The 25,649-nt window shown below is 63.9% G+C and carries 25 protein-coding genes; 15 read left to right on the top strand and 10 right to left on the bottom strand.

What is annotated here, in order from left to right; all coding sequences use genetic code 11:
• Nucleotides 1-36: 36 nt before the first annotated feature.
• From V8359_RS00565 to V8359_RS00550, 4 genes are all read left to right on the top strand, one after another.
• The gene (locus V8359_RS00565) at nucleotides 37-243 is read left to right on the top strand and encodes a twin transmembrane helix small protein (protein ID WP_336426749.1); all 207 of its coding nucleotides are present in this window, start codon (nucleotides 37-39) and stop codon (nucleotides 241-243) included.
• Nucleotide 244: 1 nt separating this feature from the next.
• A complete protein-coding gene (locus V8359_RS00560; protein ID WP_336426748.1) occupies nucleotides 245-817 on the top strand; it encodes a cob(I)yrinic acid a,c-diamide adenosyltransferase in 573 nt (190 codons plus the stop codon).
• 195 nt (nucleotides 818-1,012) lie between these two features.
• Nucleotides 1,013-1,771: an electron transfer flavoprotein subunit beta/FixA family protein gene (locus V8359_RS00555; RefSeq protein ID WP_336426747.1), complete on the top strand. Its 759-nt coding sequence runs from the start codon at nucleotides 1,013-1,015 to the stop codon at nucleotides 1,769-1,771.
• Nucleotides 1,771-2,697 (top strand): electron transfer flavoprotein subunit alpha/FixB family protein, encoded by a 927-nt coding sequence (locus V8359_RS00550; protein WP_336426746.1) that lies wholly within the window; start codon nucleotides 1,771-1,773, stop codon nucleotides 2,695-2,697. The genes V8359_RS00555 and V8359_RS00550 overlap by 1 nt, the downstream gene beginning before the upstream one ends.
• A 38-nt stretch (nucleotides 2,698-2,735) precedes the next feature.
• On the opposite strand, the gene V8359_RS00545 is transcribed toward V8359_RS00550, so the two are convergent.
• Complete coding sequence (locus V8359_RS00545; RefSeq protein WP_336426745.1) at nucleotides 2,736-3,587, bottom strand: DUF6473 family protein; 852 nt, start codon at nucleotides 3,585-3,587, stop codon at nucleotides 2,736-2,738.
• A 158-nt stretch (nucleotides 3,588-3,745) separates the two neighbouring features.
• Between V8359_RS00545 and V8359_RS00540 the strand changes: the two genes are divergently transcribed.
• Nucleotides 3,746-4,621 carry a 3-hydroxybutyryl-CoA dehydrogenase gene (locus V8359_RS00540; protein WP_336426744.1) on the top strand — a complete coding sequence of 292 codons (876 nt, stop codon included), beginning with the start codon at nucleotides 3,746-3,748 and terminating at the stop codon, nucleotides 4,619-4,621.
• A gap of 96 nt (nucleotides 4,622-4,717) precedes the next feature.
• A complete protein-coding gene (locus V8359_RS00535; RefSeq protein WP_336426743.1) occupies nucleotides 4,718-5,461 on the top strand; it encodes an SDR family NAD(P)-dependent oxidoreductase in 744 nt (247 codons plus the stop codon).
• A 43-nt stretch (nucleotides 5,462-5,504) separates the two neighbouring features.
• Here V8359_RS00535 and V8359_RS00530 read toward each other — a convergent pair whose 3' ends face one another.
• The 3 genes from V8359_RS00530 to hisD are packed head-to-tail and all read right to left on the bottom strand — an operon-like array spanning nucleotide 5,505 to nucleotide 8,547.
• A complete protein-coding gene (locus tag V8359_RS00530; RefSeq protein WP_336426742.1) occupies nucleotides 5,505-6,206 on the bottom strand; it encodes an aspartate/glutamate racemase family protein in 702 nt (233 codons plus the stop codon).
• On the bottom strand, nucleotides 6,203-7,207 hold the full coding sequence (locus V8359_RS00525; protein WP_336426741.1) for a D-cysteine desulfhydrase: 1,005 nt from the start codon (nucleotides 7,205-7,207) through the stop codon (nucleotides 6,203-6,205). Before V8359_RS00525 ends, V8359_RS00530 begins: the two co-directional genes overlap by 4 nt.
• A 38-nt stretch (nucleotides 7,208-7,245) precedes the next feature.
• Nucleotides 7,246-8,547 (bottom strand): histidinol dehydrogenase, encoded by a 1,302-nt coding sequence (gene hisD / locus V8359_RS00520; protein WP_336426740.1) that lies wholly within the window; start codon nucleotides 8,545-8,547, stop codon nucleotides 7,246-7,248.
• A gap of 223 nt (nucleotides 8,548-8,770) precedes the next feature.
• On the opposite strand from hisD, the gene V8359_RS00515 reads away from it, so the two are divergent.
• Together V8359_RS00515 and V8359_RS00510 are read left to right on the top strand one after the other, a co-directional pair.
• Nucleotides 8,771-9,469 carry an NAD-dependent deacylase gene (locus V8359_RS00515; protein WP_336426739.1) on the top strand — a complete coding sequence of 233 codons (699 nt, stop codon included), beginning with the start codon at nucleotides 8,771-8,773 and terminating at the stop codon, nucleotides 9,467-9,469.
• A gap of 109 nt (nucleotides 9,470-9,578) precedes the next feature.
• Nucleotides 9,579-10,022, top strand: coding sequence for a hypothetical protein (locus tag V8359_RS00510; protein ID WP_336426738.1), 444 nt, complete (start codon nucleotides 9,579-9,581; stop codon nucleotides 10,020-10,022).
• 242 nt (nucleotides 10,023-10,264) lie between these two features.
• Here the strand turns inward: V8359_RS00510 and rpmB are convergent, their stop codons facing one another.
• The 3 genes from rpmB to V8359_RS00495 form a co-directional block, all read right to left on the bottom strand.
• Nucleotides 10,265-10,555, bottom strand: a complete 291-nt coding sequence (gene rpmB, locus V8359_RS00505; protein WP_336426737.1) for a 50S ribosomal protein L28 — start codon at nucleotides 10,553-10,555, stop codon at nucleotides 10,265-10,267.
• 225 nt (nucleotides 10,556-10,780) lie between these two features.
• Nucleotides 10,781-12,625 carry an ABC transporter ATP-binding protein gene (locus V8359_RS00500; RefSeq protein WP_336426736.1) on the bottom strand — a complete coding sequence of 615 codons (1,845 nt, stop codon included), beginning with the start codon at nucleotides 12,623-12,625 and terminating at the stop codon, nucleotides 10,781-10,783.
• Nucleotides 12,626-13,486: 861 nt separating this feature from the next.
• Nucleotides 13,487-13,954: a hypothetical protein gene (locus V8359_RS00495; protein ID WP_336426735.1), complete on the bottom strand. Its 468-nt coding sequence runs from the start codon at nucleotides 13,952-13,954 to the stop codon at nucleotides 13,487-13,489.
• Between the two features lie 194 nt (nucleotides 13,955-14,148).
• Between V8359_RS00495 and V8359_RS00490 the strand changes: the two genes are divergently transcribed.
• The gene (locus V8359_RS00490) at nucleotides 14,149-14,514 is read left to right on the top strand and encodes a DUF4168 domain-containing protein (RefSeq protein ID WP_336426734.1); all 366 of its coding nucleotides are present in this window, start codon (nucleotides 14,149-14,151) and stop codon (nucleotides 14,512-14,514) included.
• Nucleotides 14,515-15,195: 681 nt separating this feature from the next.
• On the opposite strand, the gene meaB is transcribed toward V8359_RS00490, so the two are convergent.
• Nucleotides 15,196-16,173 (bottom strand): methylmalonyl Co-A mutase-associated GTPase MeaB, encoded by a 978-nt coding sequence (gene meaB, locus V8359_RS00485; RefSeq protein WP_336426733.1) that lies wholly within the window; start codon nucleotides 16,171-16,173, stop codon nucleotides 15,196-15,198.
• 78 nt (nucleotides 16,174-16,251) lie between these two features.
• Here meaB and V8359_RS00480 point away from each other — a divergent pair, with 78 nt between their 5' ends.
• The 4 genes from V8359_RS00480 to V8359_RS00465 all read left to right on the top strand — a co-directional run bounded on the left by V8359_RS00480 (nucleotide 16,252) and on the right by V8359_RS00465 (nucleotide 21,551).
• Entirely contained in the window at nucleotides 16,252-16,959 is a 708-nt protein-coding gene (locus tag V8359_RS00480) for a DUF3108 domain-containing protein (RefSeq protein WP_336426732.1), read from the top strand.
• A gap of 7 nt (nucleotides 16,960-16,966) precedes the next feature.
• Entirely contained in the window at nucleotides 16,967-19,411 is a 2,445-nt protein-coding gene (gene hrpB / locus V8359_RS00475; protein ID WP_336426731.1) for an ATP-dependent helicase HrpB, read from the top strand.
• 132 nt (nucleotides 19,412-19,543) lie between these two features.
• A complete protein-coding gene (locus V8359_RS00470; protein ID WP_336426730.1) occupies nucleotides 19,544-19,981 on the top strand; it encodes an NUDIX hydrolase in 438 nt (145 codons plus the stop codon).
• An 88-nt stretch (nucleotides 19,982-20,069) separates the two neighbouring features.
• Nucleotides 20,070-21,551, top strand: a complete 1,482-nt coding sequence (locus V8359_RS00465) for an inorganic phosphate transporter (RefSeq protein WP_336426729.1) — start codon at nucleotides 20,070-20,072, stop codon at nucleotides 21,549-21,551.
• A 12-nt stretch (nucleotides 21,552-21,563) separates the two neighbouring features.
• Here V8359_RS00465 and V8359_RS00460 read toward each other — a convergent pair whose 3' ends face one another.
• The gene (locus V8359_RS00460; protein WP_336426728.1) at nucleotides 21,564-22,556 is read right to left on the bottom strand and encodes a sterol desaturase family protein; all 993 of its coding nucleotides are present in this window, start codon (nucleotides 22,554-22,556) and stop codon (nucleotides 21,564-21,566) included.
• 102 nt (nucleotides 22,557-22,658) lie between these two features.
• Between V8359_RS00460 and V8359_RS00455 the strand changes: the two genes are divergently transcribed.
• Nucleotides 22,659-23,591, top strand: a complete 933-nt coding sequence (locus V8359_RS00455; protein WP_336426727.1) for a LysR family transcriptional regulator — start codon at nucleotides 22,659-22,661, stop codon at nucleotides 23,589-23,591.
• 187 nt (nucleotides 23,592-23,778) lie between these two features.
• Here the strand turns inward: V8359_RS00455 and gndA are convergent, their stop codons facing one another.
• Complete coding sequence (gene gndA, locus V8359_RS00450) at nucleotides 23,779-25,179, bottom strand: NADP-dependent phosphogluconate dehydrogenase (RefSeq protein WP_336426726.1); 1,401 nt, start codon at nucleotides 25,177-25,179, stop codon at nucleotides 23,779-23,781.
• A 110-nt stretch (nucleotides 25,180-25,289) separates the two neighbouring features.
• Between gndA and V8359_RS00445 the strand changes: the two genes are divergently transcribed.
• Nucleotides 25,290-25,649, top strand: coding sequence for a cupin domain-containing protein (locus tag V8359_RS00445; RefSeq protein WP_336426725.1), 360 nt, complete (start codon nucleotides 25,290-25,292; stop codon nucleotides 25,647-25,649).

The raw sequence follows: 25,649 nt of genomic DNA, 5'->3' as shown, positions 1-25,649 counted from the left end.
ACATGGGCCTCAGAAACGCACGGAAAGGACCGGTCCATGGCCAATGATCCCCTCTTCTGGGTGGTGGCAATCGCCTGCCTTGGCGTCGGTGCCATCCTGATCTTCGGGATCGGCACGTTCGGACGTGGCGGCGAATTCAACCGCAAACATGCAAACCGGATCATGCGTTGGCGAATCGGGGCGCAATTCATCGCCGTGATCGTGATTCTCGCATTTGTCTGGCTGCGCTCTGGGGGGCAATGACATGATCGTTCTCAACAAGATTTACACGAAAACCGGCGACGCAGGGGAAACCGCGCTGGGCAACGGCATTCGCGTGGCCAAGCATTCGATGCGCGTTACGGCCTATGGCACCGTGGATGAAACCAACGCCGCCGTCGGGCTTGCCAGCCTCGAAGCCGAGGGCGACATGCACACGGCACTCGGGCGCATCCAGAACGACCTTTTCGATCTGGGCGCAGATCTCTGCCGCCCGGACATGGCCAGCGACGCCGAGGCCGAATACACCCCACTGCGTGTCACCGACGCTCAGGTTGCGCGCCTCGAAGCCGAGATCGACAAGATGAATGCCGACCTCGAACCGCTGCGAAGCTTCGTGCTGCCGGGCGGTTCACGCCTCGCGGCGCAGTTGCATCTCTGCCGCACCGTCTCGCGCCGCGCCGAGCGGATGTCGGTCGAACTCGCCACCATGGAAGAGGTGAACCCCGCTGCGGTCAAATACCTCAACCGTCTGAGCGACTGGTTCTTTGTGGCCTCGCGCATCGCCAACGACAATGGCCGCGCCGATGTGCTGTGGGAGCCGGGGGCGAACGGCTGAGACCCGGGGCTTAGGCCCAACCGAAACCCGGTGCCGAAAGCAACGCAGTTTCCGATACGCACCGCAACACGACGTCACAGGGCCCAAACGTGACGATTTTGCACTGTCCCGCATGGGACTGAGCCTGTAGAACCACGCCGGAGACTGCGCTCCCGACTCTACGGGGCGCGGTGGCAAAATGAGGAGACCATGCCAATGAAGGTGCTCGTGCCTGTCAAGCGCGTGATCGACTACAACGTGAAAGTCCGCGTCAAGGCGGACGGATCGGGTGTCGATCTCGCCAATGTGAAAATGTCGATGAACCCCTTTGACGAGATTGCCGTCGAAGAGGCCATCCGCCTCAAGGAAGCCGGCAAGGCGGACGAAGTCATCGCCGTCTCAATCGGCGTCAAACAGGCGCAGGAAACGCTGCGCACGGCACTTGCGATGGGCGCGGACCGCGCGATCCTTGTCGTCGCCGCCGATGATGTCCACACCGATATCGAGCCGCTCGCCGTGGCCAAAATCCTCGCCAAGATCGTCGAGGAAGAGCAGCCCGGCCTTGTTCTCGCGGGCAAACAGGCGATCGACAACGACATGAACGCCACCGGTCAGATGCTCTCCGCGCTGCTCGGCTGGAGCCAAGGCACCTTTGCCTCCGGTCTCGACATCGACGGCGACAGTGCCAAGGTGACACGCGAAGTGGATGGCGGCCTTCAGACGATCAGCGTCAAGATGCCGGCGATCATCACCGTTGACTTGCGCCTCAACGATCCGCGCTACGCGTCGCTTCCCAACATCATGAAAGCCAAGAAAAAGCCGCTCGACGAAAAGACCGCCGATGATTACGGCGTCGATGTCAGCCCGCGTCTCGAAATCGTCAAGACCGACGAACCCGAGGCCCGGAAGGCCGGCGAAATCGTGGGCTCGGTCGATGAGCTTGTGTCGAAACTCAAGGAAGCGGGGGCTGTATAATGGCTGTTCTTCTTCTCGCAGAAGTCACCGATGGCGAACTCAACATGGACGCGACCGCCAAGGCCGTGACCGCCGCCACCAAGATGGGCGATGTGACCGTCCTGTGTGCCGGGGCGTCCGCGGCTGCGGCCGGTGAGGCCGCCGCCAAGATCGACGGCGTGGCCAAGGTTCTCGTGGCCGAGGACGCGTCGCTGGGGCATCGCCTCGCCGAACCGACGGCCGCGCTGATGGTCAGCCTCGCCGGCGATTACGAGCATATCGTCGCGCCCGCCACCACCGACGCCAAGAACGTCCTGCCCCGCGTTGCGGCGCTTCTGGACGCGATGGTCATCTCGGATGTGTCCGGCGTTGTCGACGGCAACACGTTTGAACGTCCGATCTATGCCGGTAACGCGGTCCAGACGGTCAAATCCTCGGACGCCAAGAAAGTCGTCTCGATCCGCACATCGACCTTCGATGCCGCGGGCGAAGGTGGCTCGGCTTCGGTCGAAACCATTTCGGCGGCCGACAACCCCGGCCTGTCCGAATGGGTCGAGGACAAGGTCGCCGAAAGCGACCGCCCCGACCTCACCTCGGCGGGGATCGTCGTCTCGGGCGGCCGCGGTGTCGGCTCGGAAGAAGACTTCAAGATGATCGAGGGCCTCGCCGACAAGCTTGGCGCCGCTGTCGGGGCTTCGCGTGCCGCTGTCGATTCGGGCTATGCACCCAATGACTGGCAGGTTGGTCAAACCGGCAAGGTCGTGGCACCGGACCTCTATATCGCGGTTGGCATCTCGGGCGCTATTCAGCACCTTGCCGGCATGAAGGACTCCAAGGTCATCGTCGCGATCAACAAGGACGAAGAGGCGCCGATCTTCCAGGTGGCCGATTATGGCCTCGTGGCCGACCTTTTCGAAGCTGTCCCGGAACTGACCGAGAAACTCTGAAGCCGTGACGGCTGCGACACAAGATCAAAGGCCCGCCCTTACCGGCGGGCCTTTTCATTTGGGCCTGCCCGGTCCGCCAGCACGGCGGCAAGCTTCGCCGCCGCCTCGTCATGCGCCGCAGGGCCCAGAAGCTCACCTGCCGCGACCGTCTCAAACTCGGAAAATACCATGCCATGCGTGCCTGCGCGGATCGCGTTCACGCTGGCCGTGGCATCCACCACCGTCAACGCGACGCGTGCAAGATCGTCAATCATCTCGCGCGTGACAAAGGCCGGATCGGCGCAGATATCCGGCACCTCCGCCGCCCCTTCCATCGGGTGGCGCGACATCCACAGAAGGATGACCGGGGCCGCGATCTGCTCAATCAGAAGGCGCATCCGGGCGCGCCATGCCGTCTGCAACTCCTCGCGCAGCAGGCAAAACCGCTCGGGTGAAGTCTCCTGTAACCGCGCGAGCATGTGCCGGTTAAAGTGAAATTCGGTGAAATCCACCTCGGGATAGATCGCACGCAGCATGGCCGACGCTTCGAGAAAACGATCATTGCGTCGCGGATGCACCCGGTAAAACCGGTTCGACATGTTCTGCGCAGGCGGAACCTGAAGAACACTGACCGCACTGTTTGCCGCCGCGGCCAGCACGTCGGCGTCGTTCAGAAACACGTCGATCCCCGCATTCGGCCAGCCGAAATTCACACATTTTAACCCGGTTCGCGCCTCAACCAGTGCCGGATAGGGGCGCGGCACAAATTTCCCATATGTTTCGGTCCCGCCAAGGAACGCGGCGTATCGCCCGCTCAGGCTTCTTCGTGGACCACGAAAGAGTAATTTTGACGCACCATACCGGCACGGCATGTAATCAAGCGAGGTTTCCCCCGGACGTTCATAAGCCATGTCACCCACCAAATTTTCCCGAGGAGAGATTCGGCCAATCCCGTTGAGAAAAGGCTAATGCGTGCATTCGTCTCAATCTTTCCACATTGCCGCCCCTTGCGGCCACTCGCCGGGCATGCCTATCCTGCGGCCAACTCAAGAACGCGGAGCGCAGCAGTATGGACATCCGGAAAATAGGCGTCGTAGGCGCGGGCCAGATGGGCAACGGCATTGCTCATGTCATGGCACTGGCCGGCTATGACGTGCTGATGACCGATATCAGCCAGGAGGCGCTAGACCGCGCCATCGAGACGATCACCGCCAATATGGACAGGCAGGTGAGCCGCGGCAAAGCCGAGCAAAGCGACCGTGACGCGGCACTCGCGCGTATCTCGACCACCCTCACGCTTGCCGATCTGGGCAAATCCGATCTGGTGATCGAGGCCGCGACCGAAAAAGAGACCCTCAAGCAGGCGATCTTCGAGGATCTCGTGCCGCATCTGGCCGACCATACGATTCTGACCTCCAACACCTCGTCCATATCGATCACCCGGCTGGCGAGCCGGACCGACCGGCCCGAGAAATTCATGGGGTTTCACTTCATGAACCCGGTCCCGGTAATGAGCTTGGTTGAGCTTATCCGGGGCATCGCCACCGACAAGGAAACCTTCGACGCCTGTCACGAAGTCGTTCAGAAGCTTGGCAAGACCGCCGCCTCTGCCGAAGATTTCCCGGCGTTCATCGTGAACCGCATTCTTATGCCCATGATCAACGAGGCGGTCTATACGCTCTACGAAGGCGTCGGCAATGTCTCGTCCATCGACAAGGCGATGAAGCTTGGCACCAATCACCCGATGGGGCCGCTCGAACTGGCCGATTTCATCGGGCTCGACACCTGCCTTGCGATCATGAACGTGCTGCATGACGGGCTGGCCGACACCAAGTATCGCCCCTGCCCCCTCCTGACGAAATATGTCGAGGCCGGCTGGCTTGGCCGCAAAACGGGGCGCGGGTTCTACGACTATCGCGGAGACGAGCCGGTGCCGACGCGATAAGGCGGGTCGTTCCGACAGGCCAGCGTGATTGCGATTGCCGAAACCCTGCGGCCCGCTACATTCCCGTCAAGCGCCAGCCAACAGATCGGACCTGCCATGCCTGACACCCCGGACCAGAAGACGCTGCTCCTGACTGGTGCCAGTCGCGGCATCGGCCATGCCACGGTACGCAAGTTCGCGGCCGAAGGGTGGCGCGTGCTCACCTGTTCACGGCAGCCGTTCTCGTCCGACTGCCCGTGGCCCGGCGGCGAGCGCAACCACATTCAGCTTGACCTGAGCGACCCCGAGGCGACCATCGCGGCGGTCGAAGACATACGCGCACGGCTGGATGGCGGGCGGCTGCACGCGCTGGTCAACAACGCGGGCATATCACCCAAATCAGACGATGGCGGGCGGCTCAACACGCTCGACACCGACCTGCGCACATGGGGACATGTGTTCCACGTCAACTTCTTCGCCTCCGTCGTCCTCGCGCGGGGGCTCAAGGAGGAACTGGCGGCAGCGCGTGGCGCGGTGGTGAACGTCACCTCCATCGCGGGCGCGCGGGTGCATCCTTTCGCCGGTGCGGCCTATGCCACCTCCAAGGCCGCGCTGGCCGCCCTCACCCGCGAAATGGCGCATGATTTCGGCCCCTTGGGCGTGCGCGTCAATGCCATCGCCCCGGGCGAGGTCGAAACCTCGATCCTCAGCGACGGCACCGACAAGATCGTCGAGGGCCTGCCTCTGCGCCGCCTCGGACAACCCTCCGAAGTGGCCGATGTCATCTATTTTCTTTGCGCCGACGCCAGCGCCTACGTCTCGGGGACCGAGATCGAGGTGAACGGCGGACAGCACGTGTGACCCACAGCCTGAAATCCTGAAAAGATTTCGCACCGCTTTCTTTTCAAGAAAGCGCCGCCTCGTCATCGCCCCGCGCAAAGACCGTGATCCCCGTCACAAGGCAATCCAGGCTGTCGGTCCAGCCTTCCGCCGGGCCAAGCGCCTGTGTCAGAAGTGATAGCTCGGTGCAGGCCACAAGCAGATGATCCGCGCCGTCGCGCAGCATTCCCTGCGCCAGCGCCGCAAGCCGCGGCTCAAGCGGACCGGTCTGCGCGCCCGCCTTTACGCTGCGGATAATGGCCAGCATCTCGGCCTCGTCTTGTGTCCATACCGGCACAAGCCCCGCGCTCTCAAAATGCGGGGCAAAGATCCCCACCTGCCGCACCGCCGGCGAGGCAAGCATTCCGATCCGTCGCGCGCCCTTCGCACTCAGCGCGGCAGTGGTCAGCGCCAGCATGTCGAGAAACGGCAGATCGCTCGCCGCACGCACGGCCCCCGCATAATGATGCGCGGTGTTGCACGGCATCGCCAGCGCTTGAGCCCCGGCGCGCTCTAGATCGTGCGTCATTCGCTCTAGCACCGGGCCGGGATCGTCGCCCGCCCCGTCGATCAGCGCGGAAATCCGGCTCGGCACTTGTGGGTTCTGATGCACGATCAACGGTATGTGATCCGCGTCATCCCGTGCCGGCACGGCCTCCAGAACCTTCTGCATCAGCAGGATGGTGGCCTCAGGCCCCATCCCGCCAAGGATGCCCACCGGTCTCATTTCGGAACGTCAAAACAATGCGTATAGCCCGTAAGGCCGATCGCGCCCCCGGTATGCAGAAAGACGATACGCTCACCCTTCTTGAACTGCCCCTTGCGAATGAGGTCGATGAGGCCCGCGGCCCCCTTGGCCGAATAGACCGGATCAAGCAGGATCGCCTCGGTCCTCGCAAAAATATCAATCGCCTCAAGCGTATCTTCGGCGGGCATGCCATAGCCCGGTCCGACATAATCGGTGTTGGCCACCACATCCTCGCGCGTGACGACACCCGGACAGCCAAGCTTTTCGGCGGTCTTCTCGGCCAGGGCAAAGACATTCGCCTCCTGCTTGTCCTTCGGTGCCCGCACCCCGATCCCCAGAAGCGGGATCTGCGCGTTCATCGCCTTAAGCCCGGTGATCAGCCCTGCCTGCGTGCCAGCACTGCCGGTGGCATGCACAATGTGATCCACATTCAGTTCCATCTCGACAAACTGATGCAAAAGCTCGAACGCACAGTTCACATACCCCAGCGCGCCCGTCGCATTCGACCCGCCGCCGGGAATTGTGTAAACGTTGCGCCCCTGCGCGCGCGCCTTTTCGGCGGCCGCTTCCATCTCGGCATTCATATCAAGGTCGGGGCCGCGATGCTCCATCGTCGCACCATGCAGGTGATCCAGAAGGACATTACCGTTATACTTGTAGTTCTCGTGATTATAGCCGGTCCGGTCCTCAAGCAGGATATGACACTCCATGCCAAGCTTGGCCGCCGCCGCCGCCGTTTGCCGCGCGTGGTTTGATTGCGTGGCCCCTTGCGTCATCACAAGGTCGGCCTCCTGCGCCTGCGCCTCGGCCATCAGGAATTCCAGCTTTCGGGTCTTGTTGCCCCCGGTCGAAAGCCCCGTGCAGTCGTCGCGCTTGATCCAGATTTCAGGGCCCCCCAGTGCCTCGGTCAGGCGCGGCATGTATTCAAGCGGCGTGGCCAGATGCGCCAGACGGACACGGGGAAACTTGGCGAGATTCATGAGACTGTCTCTTTCTGATTGGCTGAGACGCGGCGCGCTCAGGTGTTGACGGCCCGCACCGCGGGCGTTGTGAATTTTTCAAGCCGGATATCCGCCGACCGTGCATGGCCTTCCATGCGTTCGGCGCGGCTGATCTCTCCGCTGACCCGCACGAGGTCGGGAAGAACCCGCGCGTCGACACGCTGCCATGTCACGGTCTTGAGGAACTTATGCACCGACAGACCCCCGGTATAGCGTGCCGCGCCACTGGTGGGTAGCACGTGATTGGGGCCAGATGCCTTGTCCCCGAACGCCACCGTGGTCTCTTCTCCAAGAAAGAGCGACCCGTAACAGGCCAACCGGTCCAGCCACCAAACAAGATCGCGCGCCTGCACATGCAGGTGCTCGGCCCCCTTGTCATCGGCATAAGCGGCCATCGTCTCGCGGGTGTCGCACAGGACAACCTCGCCAAGATCGGCCCAGGCGGTATGCGCAACGCTTCGGTTGGGTTCGGGTAACTCGTTGATGAGGTTCGGAATACGCGCCATCACCGCCTCGGCCAATGGCCGGTGCGTCGTCGCCATCCAAACCGGGCTTGTCGCGCCGTGTTCGGCCTGTCCCACAAGGTCGATGGCAACCACGTCTGGATCCGCCGTTTCATCAGCCAGAACAAGGCTGTCGGTGGGGCCTGCGAACATGTCGATCCCCAAGGGCCCGAAAAGCTGTCGCTTTGCCTCGGCCACATAGGCATTGCCCGGACCGACAAGGATGTCCGCCTCGGGGGCCTCGAACAGGCCAAAGGCCATGGCGGCAATGCCTTGCACACCCCCCAGACACAGGATGCGTGTGGCCCCCGCAACATCCATCGCATAGAGCATTTCATCCGGTATGCCCCGCCCCCCGCTTGGCGGTGAGACGGCGGTGATGTCGGCCACCCCGGCAACCTGCGCGGTCGCGATGCTCATCAGCGCGCTGGCGACATGGGTATACCGCCCCCCGGGCACGTAACATCCCGCAGCCCTTACCGGAATCTGCTTCTGTCCCGCCACAAGGCCGGGGCGAAGCTCGATCTCCATGTCCTGCGCCGTGGCGCGTTGGGCCTCGGCAAAACGACGGATATTGCCATGCGCCCAGTCTATATCAGCCCTGAGCGCCTCCGGAACGCGGGCCTTGGCGGCCTCGATCTCGGCCCGCGTGACAACGATCTCCGCGGTCCAGCCATCCAGCTCCCGGGCATAGTCGAGCGCCACCTGAGCGCCCCCGGCCTTCAACCGCGCGAGCATCACCTGAACCGTGTCGGCCACGTCGGTCCCGCTCGCGGGCGCGTTGCCATCCGCATGCTTGAGATAGGTCACTGTCATCGGCATTCTCCTCACCCAGAGGAATGGGCCTCTCGGCCTGTGATGGGCAACCCCTCTGCCGACTTGCGCACAGTCATTTTTCGCGTGCGGAAGCACAGTTTCAGAAAACCCGAAGCTCCGTCCGCCAACACGCATCCCCAACCAAAAAGGTGAGCCGGGCGTTTGCGCATATCGCACAGCGCCTTATGCTATACGTTGCAGCAGCGATTTTCGGGGGCGCGACATGGGACAGGGCAATATCGTCATCCTCACCGGCGCAGGCATCTCGGCCGAAAGCGGGCTTGGCACCTTTCGCGACGAAGACGGGCTCTGGGCCCGCCATGCGATCGAAGATGTCGCCACACCCGAAGGCTTCGCCCGCGACCCCGGCCTCGTCCATGCCTTCTACAATGCGCGCCGCGCGCAGGCCGCCGCCGCCACACCGAACCCCGCACATGCGGCGCTGGCCCGGCTTGAGGCCGGCTATCCCGGTGAGGTGCTGATCATCACCCAGAATATCGACGACCTGCATAAACGCGCGGGGTCACGCAACGTTCTGCACATGCACGGCACGCTTGCCGGCGCGCTCTGCCATGCCTGCGATCACCGCTGGACGGCCCCGCCCGAGATGACTGCGGAGGCCCCCTGTCCGGCCTGTAGCGCCGCCGCCACCCGGCCCGATGTCGTCTGGTTCGGGGAAATCCCCTATGGCGCCGAGGTGATCGACGCGGCCCTGGCCACGGCCTCGACCTTCGTTTCCATCGGCACCTCGGGTCAGGTCTATCCCGCCGCCGCCTACGCCCAGCATTGCCACCGCCTCGGCGCGCATACGGTCGAACTCAACCTTGAACCGTCGCGCGGCGCACGCGACTTCAATGAGCGCGCCTACGGACCGGCAAGCGAGGTTGTGCCGGCGTGGGTCGATCGCCTGTTGGGTGCGTAGGCTGGGGCTTCTGCCCACCTCACCACAGTTCGGCTCACAGCGAAGCGATCGCCTGCACAATCCGCCCGCGCGGCGCTAGGGTCAGGCGGCAACAACAAGGACTCCGCCCATGACCCGCACCCTCCCCGCCTCGCCCAGGTACGAGACCGAGCGCGGCCTGCGCCTTGCCGTGCAGATACCCGAGGCCCACCTCGACGAGGTGACCGCCGCGATCCTGTCGGTCTGCCCGCTCAAGCATGGTGATTATGATCGCGTTACCTACGTCACGGCACCCGGTCGGCAACGCTTCCGCTCGCTCGGCACGGGCCGCAACAGCGCCACGGCTGAAACGGTCGAGGTGCCCTGCACCGAGCTTGCCGTTTTCCTGCCCGAGGATACGGCACTCGCGCGCCGCTGCATCGAGGCGATCTATGCCGCGCACCCCTACGAAGAACCCGTGATCCATGTGTCCGACTGCCTGCGCACGCTGCATATTCGCGGCATGGACGAGGACAATCCGAATCGCTTCTGGAACAGACCGGCCCAAGACTGGATCCCGCCCGACCACCGCTGAGGCCAATCGCGGCGGCCCGGTCTCGGCGATTGCGCGCCTTTGGTCTGCGCGGCAACCGGGGCAACTGTCGGTTAAGGGTCTTAGCCCGCAAACCACAGCATCGGCTCATCCCGAGCGACCCCACCCCTCACACTTCAAGCCGCGCCCGGGCGCAAGGTGCAGTGTCCCGCCATGCTGCCCCCCAAAATGCAAAGACCCCGCCCAATGGGGCGAGGTCTCAATACCGATAGGGTCGCTGTGGCTTACGCCTCGGCGGTCAGCGCCTTGGCGATTTCTTTCTTCACCTTCAGGGCGGCAGCCGACAGGTCGGTGTCCTTCGCCTTGGCGAGATAGGCGTCAAGCCCGCCACGGTGATCGACAGAGCGCAGCGCATGCGCCGAGATCCGCAGCTTGATGCCGCGCTTCAGCGATTCCGACTGCAACGTCACATCATTCAGGTTCGGCAGATACCGACGCTTGGTCTTGTTGTTGGCATGGCTGGAATTATTGCCAACCATCGGGCCTTTTCCGGTTAGTTCGCAGCGGCGCGACATGGGGTCATCCTCGTAGCTAGTCCATGCAGGCCGGGGCCTGCCGGGAAATGAAACGGGCACCGCCACAGGCAGCGCCCTTAAATCCGTTGCGGGTTATTAGGCGGAATCGCCCGCCCCGTCAAGACCCGCCTCCCCCGCTTCTTGCAGTTACGCGCGTCTTTCTTCTTGCCGGAAATATCCCGGGGGTGAGGCCGCAGGCCGAGGGGGCAGCGCCCCCTCCCTGCATCACCCATCGCCAGCGCCAAGGAACCCGCCCGATTGCCGCGCCCAGAGCCCCGCATATACCCCGCCCCGTGCCAGCAGCGCGTCATGCGTGCCCTCTTCGACGGTCCGGCCCCGATCCAGAACAACGATCCGGTCCATCTGCGCGATGGTCGACAGACGGTGCGCAATGGCGATCACGGTCTTGCCCTCCATCAGTCCGAAAAGCGTGCCCTGAATGGCGGCCTCGACCTCGCTGTCAAGCGCGCTCGTCGCTTCATCCAGCACAAGGATCGGCGCATCCTTCAGGATCACCCGCGCGATCGCGATACGCTGACGCTGACCCCCCGAAAGCTTGACACCCCGTTCGCCCACATGGGCGGCATACCCCCGGCGTCCCTCCGCATCGGCCAGTTCGCGGATGAACGTGTCGGCCTCGGCCCGGCGCGCGGCGGCGATCATCGCGTCGTCGCCCGCATCCGGGTTGCCGATCAGGATGTTCGCCCGGATCGACCGATGCAGAAGCGAGCTGTCCTGACTGACCATCCCGATCGCCTGCCTGAGCGAACTTTGAGTGACGCGGCTCACATCCTGCCCGTCGATCTCGATCCGCCCGGCCTCGGCGTCGCGGAACCGCAAGAGAAGATTGACAAGGCTCGATTTACCGGCGCCTGACCGGCCCACAAGGCCGACCTTCTCGCCCGGCGCGATCCGCAGGGTGACATCGTCCAGACCGCCATGCCCCTTGCCGTAGTGATGCGTCACCCCCTCAAACGCGATGGCCGTGTCCCGCACCTGCAGGGGCCGGGCATCCTCGGCATCCACCACCGCATGCGGCACCGAAAGCGACCGAAGCGCCTCGCGGATGACGCCCGCATGCTCAAAGAGGCGGATCACGACCCACATGATCCAGCCGCTCATCCCGTTCAGCCGGATCGTCAGCGCCGCCGCCGCCGAGACCTCGCCCACCGTGATCGCACCCGTTGACCACAGCCACAGCGCCGGGCCCAGCACCCCCAGGATCAGCACCCCGTTGATCAGGTTCAGCCCAAGCGTCAGCTCGGTCATCAGCCGCAGGAACCGCTGAAACCTCAGCCGCAGCCGCCGCATCGCGCTCAGAACATAGCGTTCCTCGGCCCCGTCCCGCGCGAAAAGCTTGATGGTCTCGATATTGGCATAGGCATCCACGATCCGCGCCGTCACCATTGACCGCGCATCCGACCATTTTTCCGACGCGATCCCGACCCGCCGCGCGACATAGCGCACATAGCCGGAATAGAGCACGACCCACCCCAAAAGCGGCAGCGCCAGCACAGGATCGACCCCGCCCAGAATGACCGCCGCGCTCAGCACATAGGTCAGGGCATACCAGATACCCTCGAACGCCATATAGGTGCCGTCCTCGACGGCCTCGCCCACCTGCATCACCCGGTTGGTGAGCCGCCCGGCGAACTCGTTCTGAAAGAACCCCGAGGATTGGCCCAGCAAGTGCTTATGCGCCCGCCAGCGCACCTGCTCTTGCATGTTCGAAGCCAGCATCTGCTCGAGCAGCAGGTGATTGAGGACAATGAACACCGGCCGCAGAAGCAGGATGAACAGCCCGGCCAGCAAAAGCTCGGCGCCATGCCGGCTCCAGAAGGTTTCGGGCCGGCCCTCGCTGATCAGGTCGATGACCCGGCCGGAATAGAAAATGAGCCCGGTCTCAATCAGCGCCACAAGCACGCCGGAGGCGGCAAGCGCCACCATCCATTTACGAAACGGCGCATATTGCGTGCGCAGATAGGCCCAGAGGCTATCCGGCGGTGTGCGCGCAGCAAAGGTCGCAAAAGGATTGATGAGGGATTCGAAGAAACGATAAAGCGGGGACATGTCGAACGCCTTTCACGGGCGATTACTCAGGGAAAATGCGATGCGGTGGCAGCGGTGTGAAATCACCCGGCCATCAGACGGACTCCGGGTGTCTCAGCTAAAGCTGTTCGAGATCCCTCTGTACATCGCGCACCCTCCTTGCATGTCTGGACATACTCCTAGCGCAAGCCCGCGCGCCTGTCACGCCGCTTTGCGCTCAAGGGGCCGGGCATGTGGCCGATGGGTTTCTGTTCCGGCCATGTCCACGGCGCGATGCGCGCATCAACCGGTCGGATAAGGGCGACCCGTCATTCCCCGCGACACGCCACAGCGTCAGCTGTGCGGACAAAGCTGACGTCAGATTCCACTGATCCGCTCGTGTGTTTGCTACAAAGGTGACTGCATCTACGAAGTGATGGTCGCGTGCCCTTTTTGAACAAAGCGACAGGGCGCGCGACCACGGGGAGAACGGCTTAGTTAATCTCGGTTGCGCCGCTGCCGGTAATACTTTCAGGGGCCTCAGTATCGACAGCAGGCGGAGCGTCTGCCGGCGGCCCGCTCAGGCTGCTGTAGGCGATCAGACTGCCGACGAACACTACAATGACTAGCATCGTGATAAGACCGCCGCGCCCCGACGTGCTGGTAACCGGTGAATTGTAAGGGTCCGTCCCGTGTCGAGGATAGCGTTGCAGTTCTTCATTGGGTGGATACATGACGTCCTCCTTTCATATGCATGAAGGTAGGCACGCGCTTCGGCTCGCGGAACAACCATCGACTATTATGCTGGTTTCTGAGCATGAAGGTGCCGCTACTGGTAAATTGATCGGCAATAAAATACCGGTTCGTTCAACGCATCAACGAATTCGCGATCCGGCCAGTCAGCTACTCAAGCGTTGCATCAAAGGTGATCACCACGCGGTCACCGTCACTCGCGACCTCGGTCGCGATCTTGGCATTCAGGATGTTTCGTCCCGAGAACTCGATCGCCGTTTCTTCGAGATCGGCCTGTTGTGGACGGATATTATAGCCGTGATTCTCAAGAGCCGCAGACCAGTCTCCGAAGAGTTCATTCACATCAGCAGCGGTGCTGAATGAAAACATCCGGATGCTGGACCCGATTGCCCGATCCATTTGCACCTCGGCGTCACCGGGCAGCGTCAGCACCTCTGGCACCCAGCCTTGGGGCATCTCATCGGCATAGACGATCACCGTCGCGAAGAGAGACAGCACAAGGCCGAAGAGCATGTCCCTGACGTGACCGCGAAGTCGACGAAATGAAAAACCGTCTATCACGGTGCGGGGCGGGGCCACGGCGCAGACTGCGCCGATAGGGCTGGGTGCAGTGATCATGGAACCGAAAGTATCGTCGCCCTTCGGATGTTCAACACGGTTTCATGCGCGCCGAGGGTGCAGTGGCGGATTTCCGCGAACCGTTCGCGTAGGTCTCTATGTTCGCGTCGGCAAATTCCCGCACGGTCGATTTGTGTCCATATTCAGGGCGATTAGGTTGTCTGTCGAACGCAACGTTGAAGGAGATTATTGAAATGCTCAAGGCCAAGACGGTCACCACCGCTATCGCCGCCCTGATGATTGCAGGCGCACCTGTTACCACGATGCCCGCCATGGCTCAGCAAAGCAGCACACAAGCTGAGGTTTCGGAGTCAGAGCTTGATGCTTTCGTCATCGCTTTTGAAAATGTCCTCGCCATCGAACAGGACTACAACAGCCGACTGCAGACCGTTTCGGACGAAGCCGAAAAGCAGGCGCTGATCAAAGAGGCGCAGACCAAGATGACGCAGGCCGTCGAAGACGCTCCGGATATCGAGGTTGATCGCTATATCGAAATCGTGGAGCTCGCGCAGGCTGATCCCGATCTGCAGGCCGAGTTGACCTCCAAGCTCCAAAACTAACCTCGTCTGGCTTGATGTTATGGCGCGTCCGCAGGAGGTTGTCCATCTGCGGGCGTGCTGACTGTAGCGCCGTCTAGCGCGTTCGGTGTTCCTGACGGAAATTATCGGTCCAAGATAGTCAGTCACAAAGCGACAACGCAACGCATAGACTAGCGATCCTGACCATTGCACAGCACGCGAGTAGCGACCCCGCATGGATCATTCCAATTCAGATCATCTCGCTACCAATTCTTCTATCTGACCGTCATCTAAAGCGTTTCACGAAAAGCCTGACTCACAGTTTTTCGTGAAACGCTTTAGCCGCCCCGGTTCATTTTTTGGTTCAAAAATCGACCATGTGAAGCCAACTCGGCTGACAGACCACTCGGGCTTCACTCATCAGACTAAAGACAGAACACTTGGCGAACTAGACTACTGTGCGCCGCGTTGGATTGTATCGCGCAAACACATTCCATCAACTCAACAACCAACAAAATGTCCCGATGGGGCTCTCTTTGTGATCGGTCTACGAGGGTCGGCTTTCTGCTCCTAATATTTATCAGCTCGCGAATGCACCTATCACCCCCTCCCCCCACAGCCACAAACGCTACGCTTTGCATTCGGGTCCGAACCGGGCTCAGAACCTGCCTCCCGTCACACCGGCCATCAAAGCCTGCTCAGCGCCGCCCCGGTCCGCGCGGTTCACTCTCGTCCGAGCGTCTCCACCATCTCGCGGGCGGCGAGGCCGATGGCGATCTCACCCTCGGCCACCGCTTCGGCCAGCCGCGCCATTTCGGCCCGCGCCGCGCCGGTTTCAAGCTGCGCCAGAAGCGCGTGGCGCACTTCCTCCCCGAACCAGTAGCGCGCCTGCTCGGCCCGGCGGGCATCGAAGAATCCGTTCTCGCGGCGCCAGTCGGTCAGGGCCTGCATCTCGTGCCACGCCGGTTCGAACCCGTCCTCCTCGAGCGCCGAGACCGTCATCGCCTTGGGAAACCCCTTGGGGTCCTGCGGTCGCTTGCGCAACAGGCGCAGCGCCCCGGCATAGTCGGCACAGGTGCGCACGGCGGCGGCTTTCAGATCGCCATCGGCCTTGTTGATGAGGATCATGTCGGCGATCTCCATGATCCCGCGCTTCACGCCCTGCAACTCGTCCCCGCCCGCCGGCGCGAGCAAGAGCACGAACAGATCGGCCATCTCGGCCACCATGGTTTCCGACTGACCCACCCCCACGGTCTCGATCAGCACCACGTCGAACCCCGCCGCCTCGCACAGGCTCACCGCTTCGCGCGTGCGCCGGGCCACACCGCCCAACTGGCTCTGGCTGGGCGAGGGGCGGATGAACGCGCGGGGATCCCGGCTCAGCCGCTCCATCCGCGTTTTATCCCCAAGGATCGACCCGCCCGAGCGCGCGCTCGACGGATCGACCGCCAGCACCGCCACCTTGAGGCCCTGCCCGGTCAGATACATGCCGAACCCTTCGATGAAGGTCGATTTTCCCACACCGGGCGTGCCCGAAAGCCCGACGCGCATCGCCTGACGCCCTGTGCCGCGCAGACTGTCCAGAAGTTCGGTCGCCGTCTCGCGGTGATCCGGCCTGCGGCTCTCGATCAACGTGATGGCACGGGCCAGCGCACGCCGGTCCCCTTTGACAATCCGCTCGCTCAGTTGTGCAATGTCCATGGGCGGGTCCGTTTGTTAATTTCGCGCGGACCATGCCCCGGCGCCCGCGCCGTTGTCCAGCCTCGAAGAGGAACCTTGATGCGACATGCCCTGACCCTCATCCTCGCGCTTTGCCTTACGCCGCCCGAGGCGCAGGCACAGGACACCCGCGCCACCTTCGATCTGCGCCTTCTGGGGCTCAAGCTGGGCGAGATGCAGATCGTCGGGCGCGTTGCGCGTGGGCACTACACCGCCGCCTCATCCTTTCGGTCGACAGGCGTGGCCGGGGCGCTTGCCCGCGCGCGCTTTACCACGCGGTCCTCCGGGCGCGCCGCGGCATCTGGCCTTGCCCCGCGCCGCTATTCCGAGGATGTGGACACGGGCCGCCGGCAATCGTCGGCGCGCATGACTTACCAAGGGGGCACCCCGCGCGTTATCGGCGGCACGCTCGCCTCCAAGACCGACCGCCTCGACCCAAAGGACGAGCGCGGCTCGCTCGATCCGATGACCGCGCTCTTTTCCGCCTTGCGCACCCAGCCGCGCGAGGGGCTCTGCGATCTTCGTGCGACCATCTTCGACGGCGCGCGCCGCTCGGGCTTTGCCTTCACGGACCGTCGGGCCGGGGCGCAGGGCCGGATCACCTGTTCAGGAACCTACCGACGGCTCAAGGGGTTTTCCGACAAAGAACTCAGGCGTCAGACGGTCTTTCCCTTCGCGATCACCTATGCGCCGCGCGGCGGGCTGATGCGGGCGGAAACGATGGAAATGCAATCCTCCTATGGCAAAGTCACCCTGTCCCGGCAATAACCCCTGCATGACACGCCTGCCCATCCATGACTGCATTCCCGATCTCGTGGCCGCGCTGCGGCGCCACCGCCGTGCTGTGCTTCAGGCCCCTCCCGGCGCAGGCAAAACGACCGTGGTGCCGCTCGCACTGCTCGATGCGGGCCTGACCGAAGGGCGCATCCTCATGCTTGAGCCGCGCCGCCTCGCCGCCCGCGCCGCAGCCGAGCGGATGGCCGAAACGCTGGGCGAGCGGACGGGCGAAACCGTGGGCTACCGCATTCGGGGCGAACGCGTGACCTCCGCCGCCACACGGATCGAGGTCGTGACCGAAGGCATCCTCACCCGCATGATCCAGTCCGAACCGGACCTGCCCGGCATCGGCGCCGTCCTCTTTGACGAATTTCACGAACGCTCTCTCAATGCCGATCTGGGGCTTGCCCTGTGCCTTGAGATCGCCGAGGCGCTGCGCGACGATCTGATCGTGCTGCCCATGTCCGCCACGCTTGACGCAGCCCCGGTCGCCGACCTGATGGGCGGCGCGCCGGTTGTCACCTCCGAAGGGCGCACATACCCGGTAGACATCCACTGGCGCGACCGGCCACTCGGGCCACGCGTCCGGATCGAAGAGGCCACGGCCGAGCTTGTCCTGACCGCATTGACCGAAACGCGGGGTGGCGCGCTCGTCTTTCTGCCGGGTGAGGGGGAAATCCGCCGCACCGAGGCGCTTTTGAAGGGACGCCTGCCACCGGACTGCCACCTGCGCCCGCTTTACGGGGCGATGCCCTTCGCGGATCAGCGCGCGGCGATCGCCCCCGCGCCCTCGGGTCGCAAGATCGTGCTGGCCACAGCCATCGCCGAAACCTCGCTCACCATCGAGGATATCCGCGTGGTGATCGACGCGGGTCGCGCCCGGCGCGCCCGCTTCGATCCCGGCTCAGGCATGTCCCGCCTCGTGACCGAGCGCGTCACCCGCGCCGAGGCGACCCAGCGGGCGGGCCGGGCGGGCCGCGTTGCGCCGGGGGCGGCCTACCGGCTCTGGACGCGCGGCGAAGAGGGCGCGCTCGCCGCCTTCCCACCCGCCGAGATCGAGGCCGCGGACCTTGCCGGTCTCGCCCTCGACCTCGCGCTCTGGGGGGCATCCCCGGCTGACATGCCCTTTCTCACCCAGCCCAACGCCAAAAGCTTCTCCGAAGCTCAATCGCTCCTGAGATTGCTCGGCGCGCTCGATCCCGGTGGCCTGATCACCGAACACGGCCGCGCACTGGCGGCGCTGCCGCTGCATCCGCGCCTTGGACATATGCTGACCATCGCCGGACGTGATGCTGCCCCGCTCGCCGCGCTCATGGCTGACCGCGATCCGCTACCGCGAGGCGCACCCGTGGACCTGACCCTGAGGCTTGCCGCGCTTGAGGATCCCAAGGGCTTTGCGAACCGGTATCCCTTTACGCCCAACCGCGCCGCCCTTGCGCGTGTCCGCACCGAGGCCGGTCGCCTTGCCCGGGCGGCGGGGCGCACCCCTGCCGCCCCCGCCCTCAGCGCGGCCCAGATGGTCGCACTCGCCTATCCCGACCGCGTCGGCCTGCGCCGGCCCGGCGATGTCCCCCGCTACGTGCTCTCGGGCGGCAAGGGGGCCGTGCTGCCCGAGGACGACACACTCGCCGCAACCCGCCTGCTCGTCGCCACCGATCTCGATGGCGACCGGCGCGAGGCCCGTATTCGCGCAGCGGTCGCCCTGTCCGAAAGCGACCTGCGCGATCTTTTTGCGGGTGAAATCTCGTGGCATGACATCTGCCGGTGGGACAGCCGCGAAAGGCGCGTCACCGCCCGGCGGCAGGAATGCTTCGTCGCGCTCGTCCTCGATGATCGCATCTGGAAGGACGCGCCCCCCGATGCCCTTGCGCGCGCCATGCTCGATGGTGTGCGCGAACTCGGTCTTGCATGGTCGGACGCGCCCCGACGCTTCGTCGCGCGCGTCACACTGGCGCGGTCCTCCGGGCTCGACCTGCCCGACATGTCCGAGACCGCCCTGATGGACACGCTCGAACACTGGCTCTTGCCGCATCTTGCGGGCATCCGCACCGCGCAGGACTGGAAGCGGTTCGATATGCTGCCGGCGCTGCGCGCCATGCTCGACTGGAACGCGATGCGGGCGCTTGACCGGGCCGTGCCCGCCGCCTTCACCACGCCGCTGGGGCGCGATATCCCCATCGACTATTCGGGCGAACACCCCGAAATTTCGCTCCGCCTGCAAGAGATGTTCGGCCAGACCACCCATCCCAGCGTGGGCGGCACACCGCTGCGCGTGACGCTGCTGTCGCCCGCAGGGCGGCCGGTGCAGACGACAATGGACCTGCCCGGCTTCTGGGCATCGTCCTACGCCGATGTCCGCCGCGACATGCGCGGACGCTACCCCAAACACCCTTGGCCCGAGGACCCCACGCAGGCCGATCCGACGCTCAGAACGAAGCGGTGATAGGCCAATCTGTGCTGCGTCCCGAGCCATCGGTTTGAAATCTGCCGCGTGACGCCCTAAGTTACCTCAATAATAAAGAAAAAGAGCAGCCGAACGGACCCAGACGCTATGAACGATGGATTAAGACGTGCCTTGACCGAAGTTGTTGCCCCCCTCCTGCGCCGCCCGCCGGAATTGCAGGTGGCGGCCCTTTGTCTGCGCAAGGGTGAGAACGGCCAGACCGAGGTTCTCATGATCACGAGCCGCGACACCGGGCGCTGGATCGTCCCGAAGGGATGGCCCATCGAAGGGATGGCCGCATATGAGGCCGCATTGCAGGAAGCATGGGAAGAGGCCGGTGTGCAGCCGCCCAAATCCGCGCCCGTCCATATCGGCCACTACCATTACGACAAGCAACTTGACGGTGGATATTCCGCCCCGGTCCGGGTCGAGCTTTATCAGGTCGATGCCCCCGAGCTTTCCGACAGCTATCCCGAAGCGGATGAACGGGCCCGCCTGTGGCTCAGCCCCGAACAGGCCGCCAGTCGCGTTGACGAACCCGAGCTTGCCGCGATCCTGCGCAATCTCTGATCCGGCCCCTGCTGTTGTTCGGCAACATGGTTGAACTTCGCGCCCGCGCCCGGTAGCCCCCGACACCGAACCAAAGCGTGAGGCCCGCGTGAGCGAGACCCCAGACACCAACCAGTGGAAAACCCTCGACACCGATCTCGGGCGCATTTCCCATGTCGAATATGCGACCGCCTATGTCTCGCGGCCCTTGGTGGGCATGGGTATCGCGCTGATATTCATCGTGCTGACCGGGCTCGCGGCGGGCTTTTTCTTCGACACGTCCTCCTCCAGCATCGTGGTGATCGCCGCAGCGGTCTTCGGCGCCTACATGGCGCTCAATATCGGCGCGAACGATGTCGCCAACAACATGGGCCCCGCCGTGGGCGCCAATGCGCTTTCGATGGGCGGGGCCATCATTATCGCGGCCATCTGCGAAAGCGCGGGGGCGCTGCTGGCGGGCGGTGACGTGGTCTCGACCATCTCCAAGGACATCATCGACCCCCGGAGCGTCGCCGAGGCACACATTTTCATCTGGGCGATGATGGCGGCGCTGCTGTCGGCCGCGCTCTGGGTCAATCTCGCAACGCGCGTCGGCGCACCCGTCTCGACCACCCACTCGGTGGTGGGCGGCGTCATGGGCGCCGGGATTGCGGCGGCGGGCTTCGCGGCGGTCAACTGGGCCACCATGACCATGATCGCGGCTTCGTGGGTGATCAGCCCGGTGCTGGGCGGTGCCATCGCGGCGGCGTTCCTCGCACTGATCAAGTCGCGCATCATCTACCGCGAGGACAAGATCGCGGCGGCGCGCCGCTGGGTGCCGATCCTCGTCGGCATCATGGCCGGGGCCTTTGCCGCCTATCTCGCGCTCAAGGGGCTCAAACGTGTGATCAACATCGACCTGCCAATGGCGCTCGCCATCGGGGTCGCGCTCGGGGTGGCGTCATGGCTCGTCACGATCCCGCTCATCCGCCGCCAATCGCGCGGCCTCGAAAACCGCAACCGCTCGCTCAAGACGCTGTTTGGCCTGCCGCTCATCCTGTCGGCGGCACTGCTGTCCTTTGCTCACGGCGCCAATGACGTGGCCAACGCGGTCGGGCCACTTGCGGCGATCGTTCACGCCTCCGAAGCGGGCGGGTTCGCCGGTCAGGTCTCGATCCCGCTCTGGGTCATGGTGATCGGCGCGCTCGGCATTTCCTTCGGGCTCTTTCTCTTCGGGCCCAAACTGATCCGCATGGTGGGCAGCCAGATCACCAAGCTGAACCCGATGCGCGCCTATTGCGTGGCGCTCTCGGCGGCGATCACCGTCATCGTGGCAAGTTGGCTGGGCCTCCCGGTCAGCTCGACCCATATCGCCGTGGGCGGTGTTTTTGGCGTTGGGTTCTTCCGCGAATGGTATATGGAACGGCGCCTCAAGAAGGGCCTCACCGGGCAGGGCAACCTGCGCCGCCTGCCAGCCGAGGAACGCGCCCGGCGCAAGCTCGTGCGGCGCAGCCACTTTCTGACCATCGTCGCGGCCTGGGTCATCACAGTGCCGGCGGCGGCGCTCATGTCGGCGGTGATCTTTTATCTTCTGAACATGCTCGCCATTTGATCCGGCCCGCCATCAGGCCCGCCGCCCCCGCCGCGACTTAAGCCGCTCATGCGCTTCGGCCGTGCCGTCATGGAACGATCCGAACCACTTGTCCCACGGCACCTCCAGATTGCCGTAATTCACCTCGAAGAAACGGTGGTGCATCTGGTGATGGAACGTGCCCAGCGCCAGCGCCTTGCGATCCCGAACCAGAAGACTTTCATATCCGGTATGCGACGTGGCGGCGGTCAACGCCTGATGCTGCATGTGAAAGAGGATATGCAACGGATTTGCAGGCACGACGAAATGAATGAGGACCGCACTGAAAAAGATCGCGTGCTCGACGGGATGCATCGACAGGCCAGACCACGGGCCAACATTGACATTCCGGTGATGCAGCGCGTGGGCCATCCGGTAAAGCGGCCCCCAATGCAGCGCACGGTGTATCCAGTAGAAATGGAATGAAATCCACACCGGCGTGAGAAGGAACAGCGCCAAGAACCAGACCGGGCTGTCCGACCACACCAGAGCCGGCGCCCAGCCATTGCCCATGGCCCAGAACATCAGCACTTCATACGCGGTCCAGAAGCCCACGCCGCTTGTCAGGCTCCAGAACATGTTGTCCCGCACCTGTCCGCCAAGGTTGAACTGCCGCCCCTTTATCATCAGTGGCCGCGCGTCGTATCGCAGGTCTTTGCCCTGCGCCTTGCGCATGTAGAAAAACCAGTGCAATCCGCCCGCAATCAGGATCATCAGCACCATATTGCGTAGCCAGATGCCGGCGATCCAGCCAAAGCCAAGCGTCTTCGTCGTCTCAAGCGATGGCTGAAACCATGTCCAGGCAATGAGCGCGATGCCCGCGATGATCACGTTTTCCGCCACCGCGAACCAGCGCAGGCGCAGCCACCGAAGCATCCGGCCCGGATCGGGCGGCCATGAGAAGAAAGGCGAAACCTCGATCGGCACATCCGGCACGTGGTTCCACCCCGGTAGCTCGTTGTCCCGTTTCGCGGTTTCGTCGGTCATGCCCGGCCCTCCTGTGCTGACCTGCATAAGATGGCACAACACCCATACCTTGAAAAAATAGAATTTATCGCAACACTACCTCTGATTTTCCGAGGTTATGCCATGCTCCCCGATCTCCGCCTGTCCCTGCGTGCCCTCCGCGCTTTCGTCGCCGTGGTCGAGGAAGGGTCGATCACCGGCGCAGCATCGCGGCTCAACATCGCGCCCTCGGCGGTCGCCGCCGCCCTCACCCAGGTCGAAGAAGAACTGGGCGCGCAACTTCTGGTGCGCACCCGGGCGCGGGGCATTTCCGCCACCCCCGAGGCGCATCAGCTCGCCGCGCGGTTCCGCGACGTGTTCGAAACCTACACCGGCGCGCTCGCGGCAGGGCGCGACACGGCGCAAGGTCTGACCGGAACCTTGCGGATCGGCTATTACGCGCCTGTCGCACCGGCCTTCCTGCCCGGATTGCTCGCCCCGCTGATGCGCGACCATCCGGCGCTCGACGTGGCCCTGCATGAACATGACAATGACAGCGTGCAGGAGGCTCTGCTCGCCGGTCAACTTGATGTCATCCTCTTTGCCGGCAACGACGTGCGGCCGGGGATCACCGCACACCCGCTGTTCGATCTGCCACCCTATGTTCTGGCCCCGGACGGGCATCCGGTCTGCGACGGATCGCCGGTCGCGCTCGACACGGTGGCGCGATATCCCATGGTGCTGCTTGACCGTCCGCTTGCCCGGCCCTTCACCGATGCGCTCTTTGCCCAGGCCGCGCTCTCACCGCGTATCGTGGCACGGGCTGGTTCGACCGAAATGGTGCGGAGCCTTGTGGGCGCGGGCTTGGGTCTTGCGGTTCTGGCCATGCGTCCGGCGACGGACCTGTCATATGCGGGGGATACGCTGCGCGCCATCCCGCTCGAACCGGCGCTGCCGCGCCTGCGTCTTTCCTGCGGCACCGCCGTCAAACACCCCCGCCGGGCCGCAGCCGCCATGCTGGACGCGCTGCGTGACTGGGCGTCCACCCCCGCCGCGCAGGCGCTCATCGTCGGGTAACGCCCCGCCCTTCTTCTTGCTCAAAATATCCCCGCCAGAGGCGTCGCGATCCACAGGATAACGCGGCGGATGGGCACCGCACCGTCCGGTCACTTCACGATTGCCCAGACTCACCCGGGACCGACGCGATACAGACATGATACCGACGCAATACCGACGTGGCGGGCACCCTGTTAACCTTTGGGTATCAGTCCCACCAAGGGCCGTGATGTTTGCCGTCTTCGCCCAGCCGTTCAAACCCGTGATGACCGAAGAAATCCCGCTGCGCCTGTATGATGTTCGCGGTGCCGTATCCCTGCCGCATACTGTCATAAAAGCTCAGCGCAGAAGCCAGCACCGGCACCGCGTGCCCCGCATGCACCGCCTGCCCCACCACCTGCCGCAGCGCCGGCACACACTGCGCCAGCATCGCCGCGAAGGCGGGGGCTAGGATAAGCTCGCCCTCGGGCGCACCTTCTTGAAAAGCCTCGGAAATATCGTCCAGAAGGGCCGAGCGGATGATACATCCCGCACGCCAGATTTCCGCGATCCGCGCATGATCCAGCTCCCAGTCATAGTCTCGCGATGCCGCCTCGAGAATGCGGAACCCTTGTGCATGGCACAGGATACGCACGGCCAAAAAGGCCTCGGCCAATGTCTCCTCGTCACAGTGGACCGCACCGCGGGCGCCGCCCAGAATATCCTGTGATTTCAGGCGGGTCGCCTTTTCCGAAGACCAGCTTCGCGCCCCCACGGCGGCCTCGATCGTGCTGGCCGCCTGCCCCATCTTCACCGCTTCGACCACGGTCCAGCGCCCGGTCCCCTTCTGCCCCGCCGCATCCTTGATCACATCGACCATCGGGTGACCGGTCACAGGGTCGGTATAGGACAGGATTTTACCGGTTATTTCAATAAGGTAGGATCGCAGTCGCCCGGCATTCCAACGCTCGAACATCTCGCCGATCTCGGCCGGGGACCGGGCCGCGCCATAGCGTTCCAAGCCGTAGATTTCCGCGATCGCCTGCATGTCGGCATATTCGATTCCGTTATGCACGGTCTTGACGAAATGCCCTGCGCCGTCAGGCCCCAGATGCGCCACACACGGCGCGCCCTCATAGCGCGCGGCGATGGCCTCCAACACCGGTCTAAGCTGTGTCCAGCTGTGATCACTTCCCCCCACCATCATCGACGGCCCACGCCGCGCCCCGGCCTCGCCACCCGAGACGCCCATGCCGACAAAATGCAAATCCTGTTCCGCCAGCATGGCGGCGCGCCTGCGCGTGTCGTGGAAATCGGCATTGCCGCCGTCGATGATCGTGTCACCGGCGGTCAGCATCGGGGCCACCGCGTCTATCATCGCGTCCATCGGGGCGCCCGACGGGATCATGAACAAGATCACCCGCGGCACATCCAGCGCCGCAACGAAAGCGTCAAGCGTTTTTGTTCCGACAAAGTTGTCGGACAACTCCCCGGATTCGTTCAGGAAATCATCGACCCACTCAGTCTCGCGGTTGGTCACCGCGACGCGGAAACCGTGCCCGGCGATGTTGAGGGCCAGGGCGCTGCCCATGGTGCCCAGACCGTAAACACCGATTTGCGCCTTGCCCATGTGGCCCCCGTGATTTGCCTGCGCTCAGGCTAGGCTGTCGCACGGGATTTGCAAGAGGCGCAGAATGTGCTTTGGTGATGGACGATCATCCATTCCAAAGGAGAACCGCAATGAGTGAGCAAGGATTTCTGATTTCACCGGCCCCCGCAGGCGGGCTCGATCCCTCGGACATGACCGACAAAAGCGCCTTCACCACGGACGACACAACCGAACTCAACCACACCCATTTCGCCACCGGGGACGAGTCGATCCTGACCGGCACGTGGGAATGCGCCCCGTGCCGAGAAAAGATCGACGGCTACCCGGTGCATGAAATGATGACCGTCCTGTCCGGAAAGCTGAGGCTCACCCACGCCGATGGCCGGGTCGAAGAGTTCGGCCCCGGCGATACGTTCTTCATCGCCAAGGGCACGCCTGTTCTCTGGGAAATCACCGAGACGCTGCGCAAGATCTACATGATCGCCGCGTAA

The organism is Roseovarius sp. E0-M6 (assembly GCF_037083845.1).
In the GTDB taxonomy this organism is placed as follows: domain Bacteria; phylum Pseudomonadota; class Alphaproteobacteria; order Rhodobacterales; family Rhodobacteraceae; genus Roseovarius.
The sequence above is the reverse complement of the archived record's forward strand: the minus strand, read 5'-3'. Positions and strand labels throughout refer to the sequence as shown.

What these genes read in the sequence shown, in the direction of transcription:
- V8359_RS00565 (WP_336426749.1), top strand. Translation starts at nt 37, where the DNA reads ATGGCCAATGATCCCCTCTTCTGGGTGGTGGCAATCGCCTGCCTTGGC.
- V8359_RS00560 (WP_336426748.1), top strand. Translation starts at nt 245, where the DNA reads ATGATCGTTCTCAACAAGATTTACACGAAAACCGGCGACGCAGGGGAA.
- V8359_RS00555 (WP_336426747.1), top strand. Translation starts at nt 1,013, where the DNA reads ATGAAGGTGCTCGTGCCTGTCAAGCGCGTGATCGACTACAACGTGAAA.
- V8359_RS00550 (WP_336426746.1), top strand. Translation starts at nt 1,771, where the DNA reads ATGGCTGTTCTTCTTCTCGCAGAAGTCACCGATGGCGAACTCAACATG.
- V8359_RS00545 (WP_336426745.1), bottom strand. Translation starts at nt 3,587, where the DNA reads ATGGCTTATGAACGTCCGGGGGAAACCTCGCTTGATTACATGCCGTGC.
- V8359_RS00540 (WP_336426744.1), top strand. Translation starts at nt 3,746, where the DNA reads ATGGACATCCGGAAAATAGGCGTCGTAGGCGCGGGCCAGATGGGCAAC.
- V8359_RS00535 (WP_336426743.1), top strand. Translation starts at nt 4,718, where the DNA reads ATGCCTGACACCCCGGACCAGAAGACGCTGCTCCTGACTGGTGCCAGT.
- V8359_RS00530 (WP_336426742.1), bottom strand. Translation starts at nt 6,206, where the DNA reads ATGAGACCGGTGGGCATCCTTGGCGGGATGGGGCCTGAGGCCACCATC.
- V8359_RS00525 (WP_336426741.1), bottom strand. Translation starts at nt 7,207, where the DNA reads ATGAATCTCGCCAAGTTTCCCCGTGTCCGTCTGGCGCATCTGGCCACG.
- hisD (WP_336426740.1), bottom strand. Translation starts at nt 8,547, where the DNA reads ATGACAGTGACCTATCTCAAGCATGCGGATGGCAACGCGCCCGCGAGC.
- V8359_RS00515 (WP_336426739.1), top strand. Translation starts at nt 8,771, where the DNA reads ATGGGACAGGGCAATATCGTCATCCTCACCGGCGCAGGCATCTCGGCC.
- V8359_RS00510 (WP_336426738.1), top strand. Translation starts at nt 9,579, where the DNA reads ATGACCCGCACCCTCCCCGCCTCGCCCAGGTACGAGACCGAGCGCGGC.
- rpmB (WP_336426737.1), bottom strand. Translation starts at nt 10,555, where the DNA reads ATGTCGCGCCGCTGCGAACTAACCGGAAAAGGCCCGATGGTTGGCAAT.
- V8359_RS00500 (WP_336426736.1), bottom strand. Translation starts at nt 12,625, where the DNA reads ATGTCCCCGCTTTATCGTTTCTTCGAATCCCTCATCAATCCTTTTGCG.
- V8359_RS00495 (WP_336426735.1), bottom strand. Translation starts at nt 13,954, where the DNA reads ATGATCACTGCACCCAGCCCTATCGGCGCAGTCTGCGCCGTGGCCCCG.
- V8359_RS00490 (WP_336426734.1), top strand. Translation starts at nt 14,149, where the DNA reads ATGCTCAAGGCCAAGACGGTCACCACCGCTATCGCCGCCCTGATGATT.
- meaB (WP_336426733.1), bottom strand. Translation starts at nt 16,173, where the DNA reads ATGGACATTGCACAACTGAGCGAGCGGATTGTCAAAGGGGACCGGCGT.
- V8359_RS00480 (WP_336426732.1), top strand. Translation starts at nt 16,252, where the DNA reads ATGCGACATGCCCTGACCCTCATCCTCGCGCTTTGCCTTACGCCGCCC.
- hrpB (WP_336426731.1), top strand. Translation starts at nt 16,967, where the DNA reads ATGACACGCCTGCCCATCCATGACTGCATTCCCGATCTCGTGGCCGCG.
- V8359_RS00460 (WP_336426728.1), bottom strand. Translation starts at nt 22,556, where the DNA reads ATGACCGACGAAACCGCGAAACGGGACAACGAGCTACCGGGGTGGAAC.
- V8359_RS00455 (WP_336426727.1), top strand. Translation starts at nt 22,659, where the DNA reads ATGCTCCCCGATCTCCGCCTGTCCCTGCGTGCCCTCCGCGCTTTCGTC.
- gndA (WP_336426726.1), bottom strand. Translation starts at nt 25,179, where the DNA reads ATGGGCAAGGCGCAAATCGGTGTTTACGGTCTGGGCACCATGGGCAGC.
- V8359_RS00445 (WP_336426725.1), top strand. Translation starts at nt 25,290, where the DNA reads ATGAGTGAGCAAGGATTTCTGATTTCACCGGCCCCCGCAGGCGGGCTC.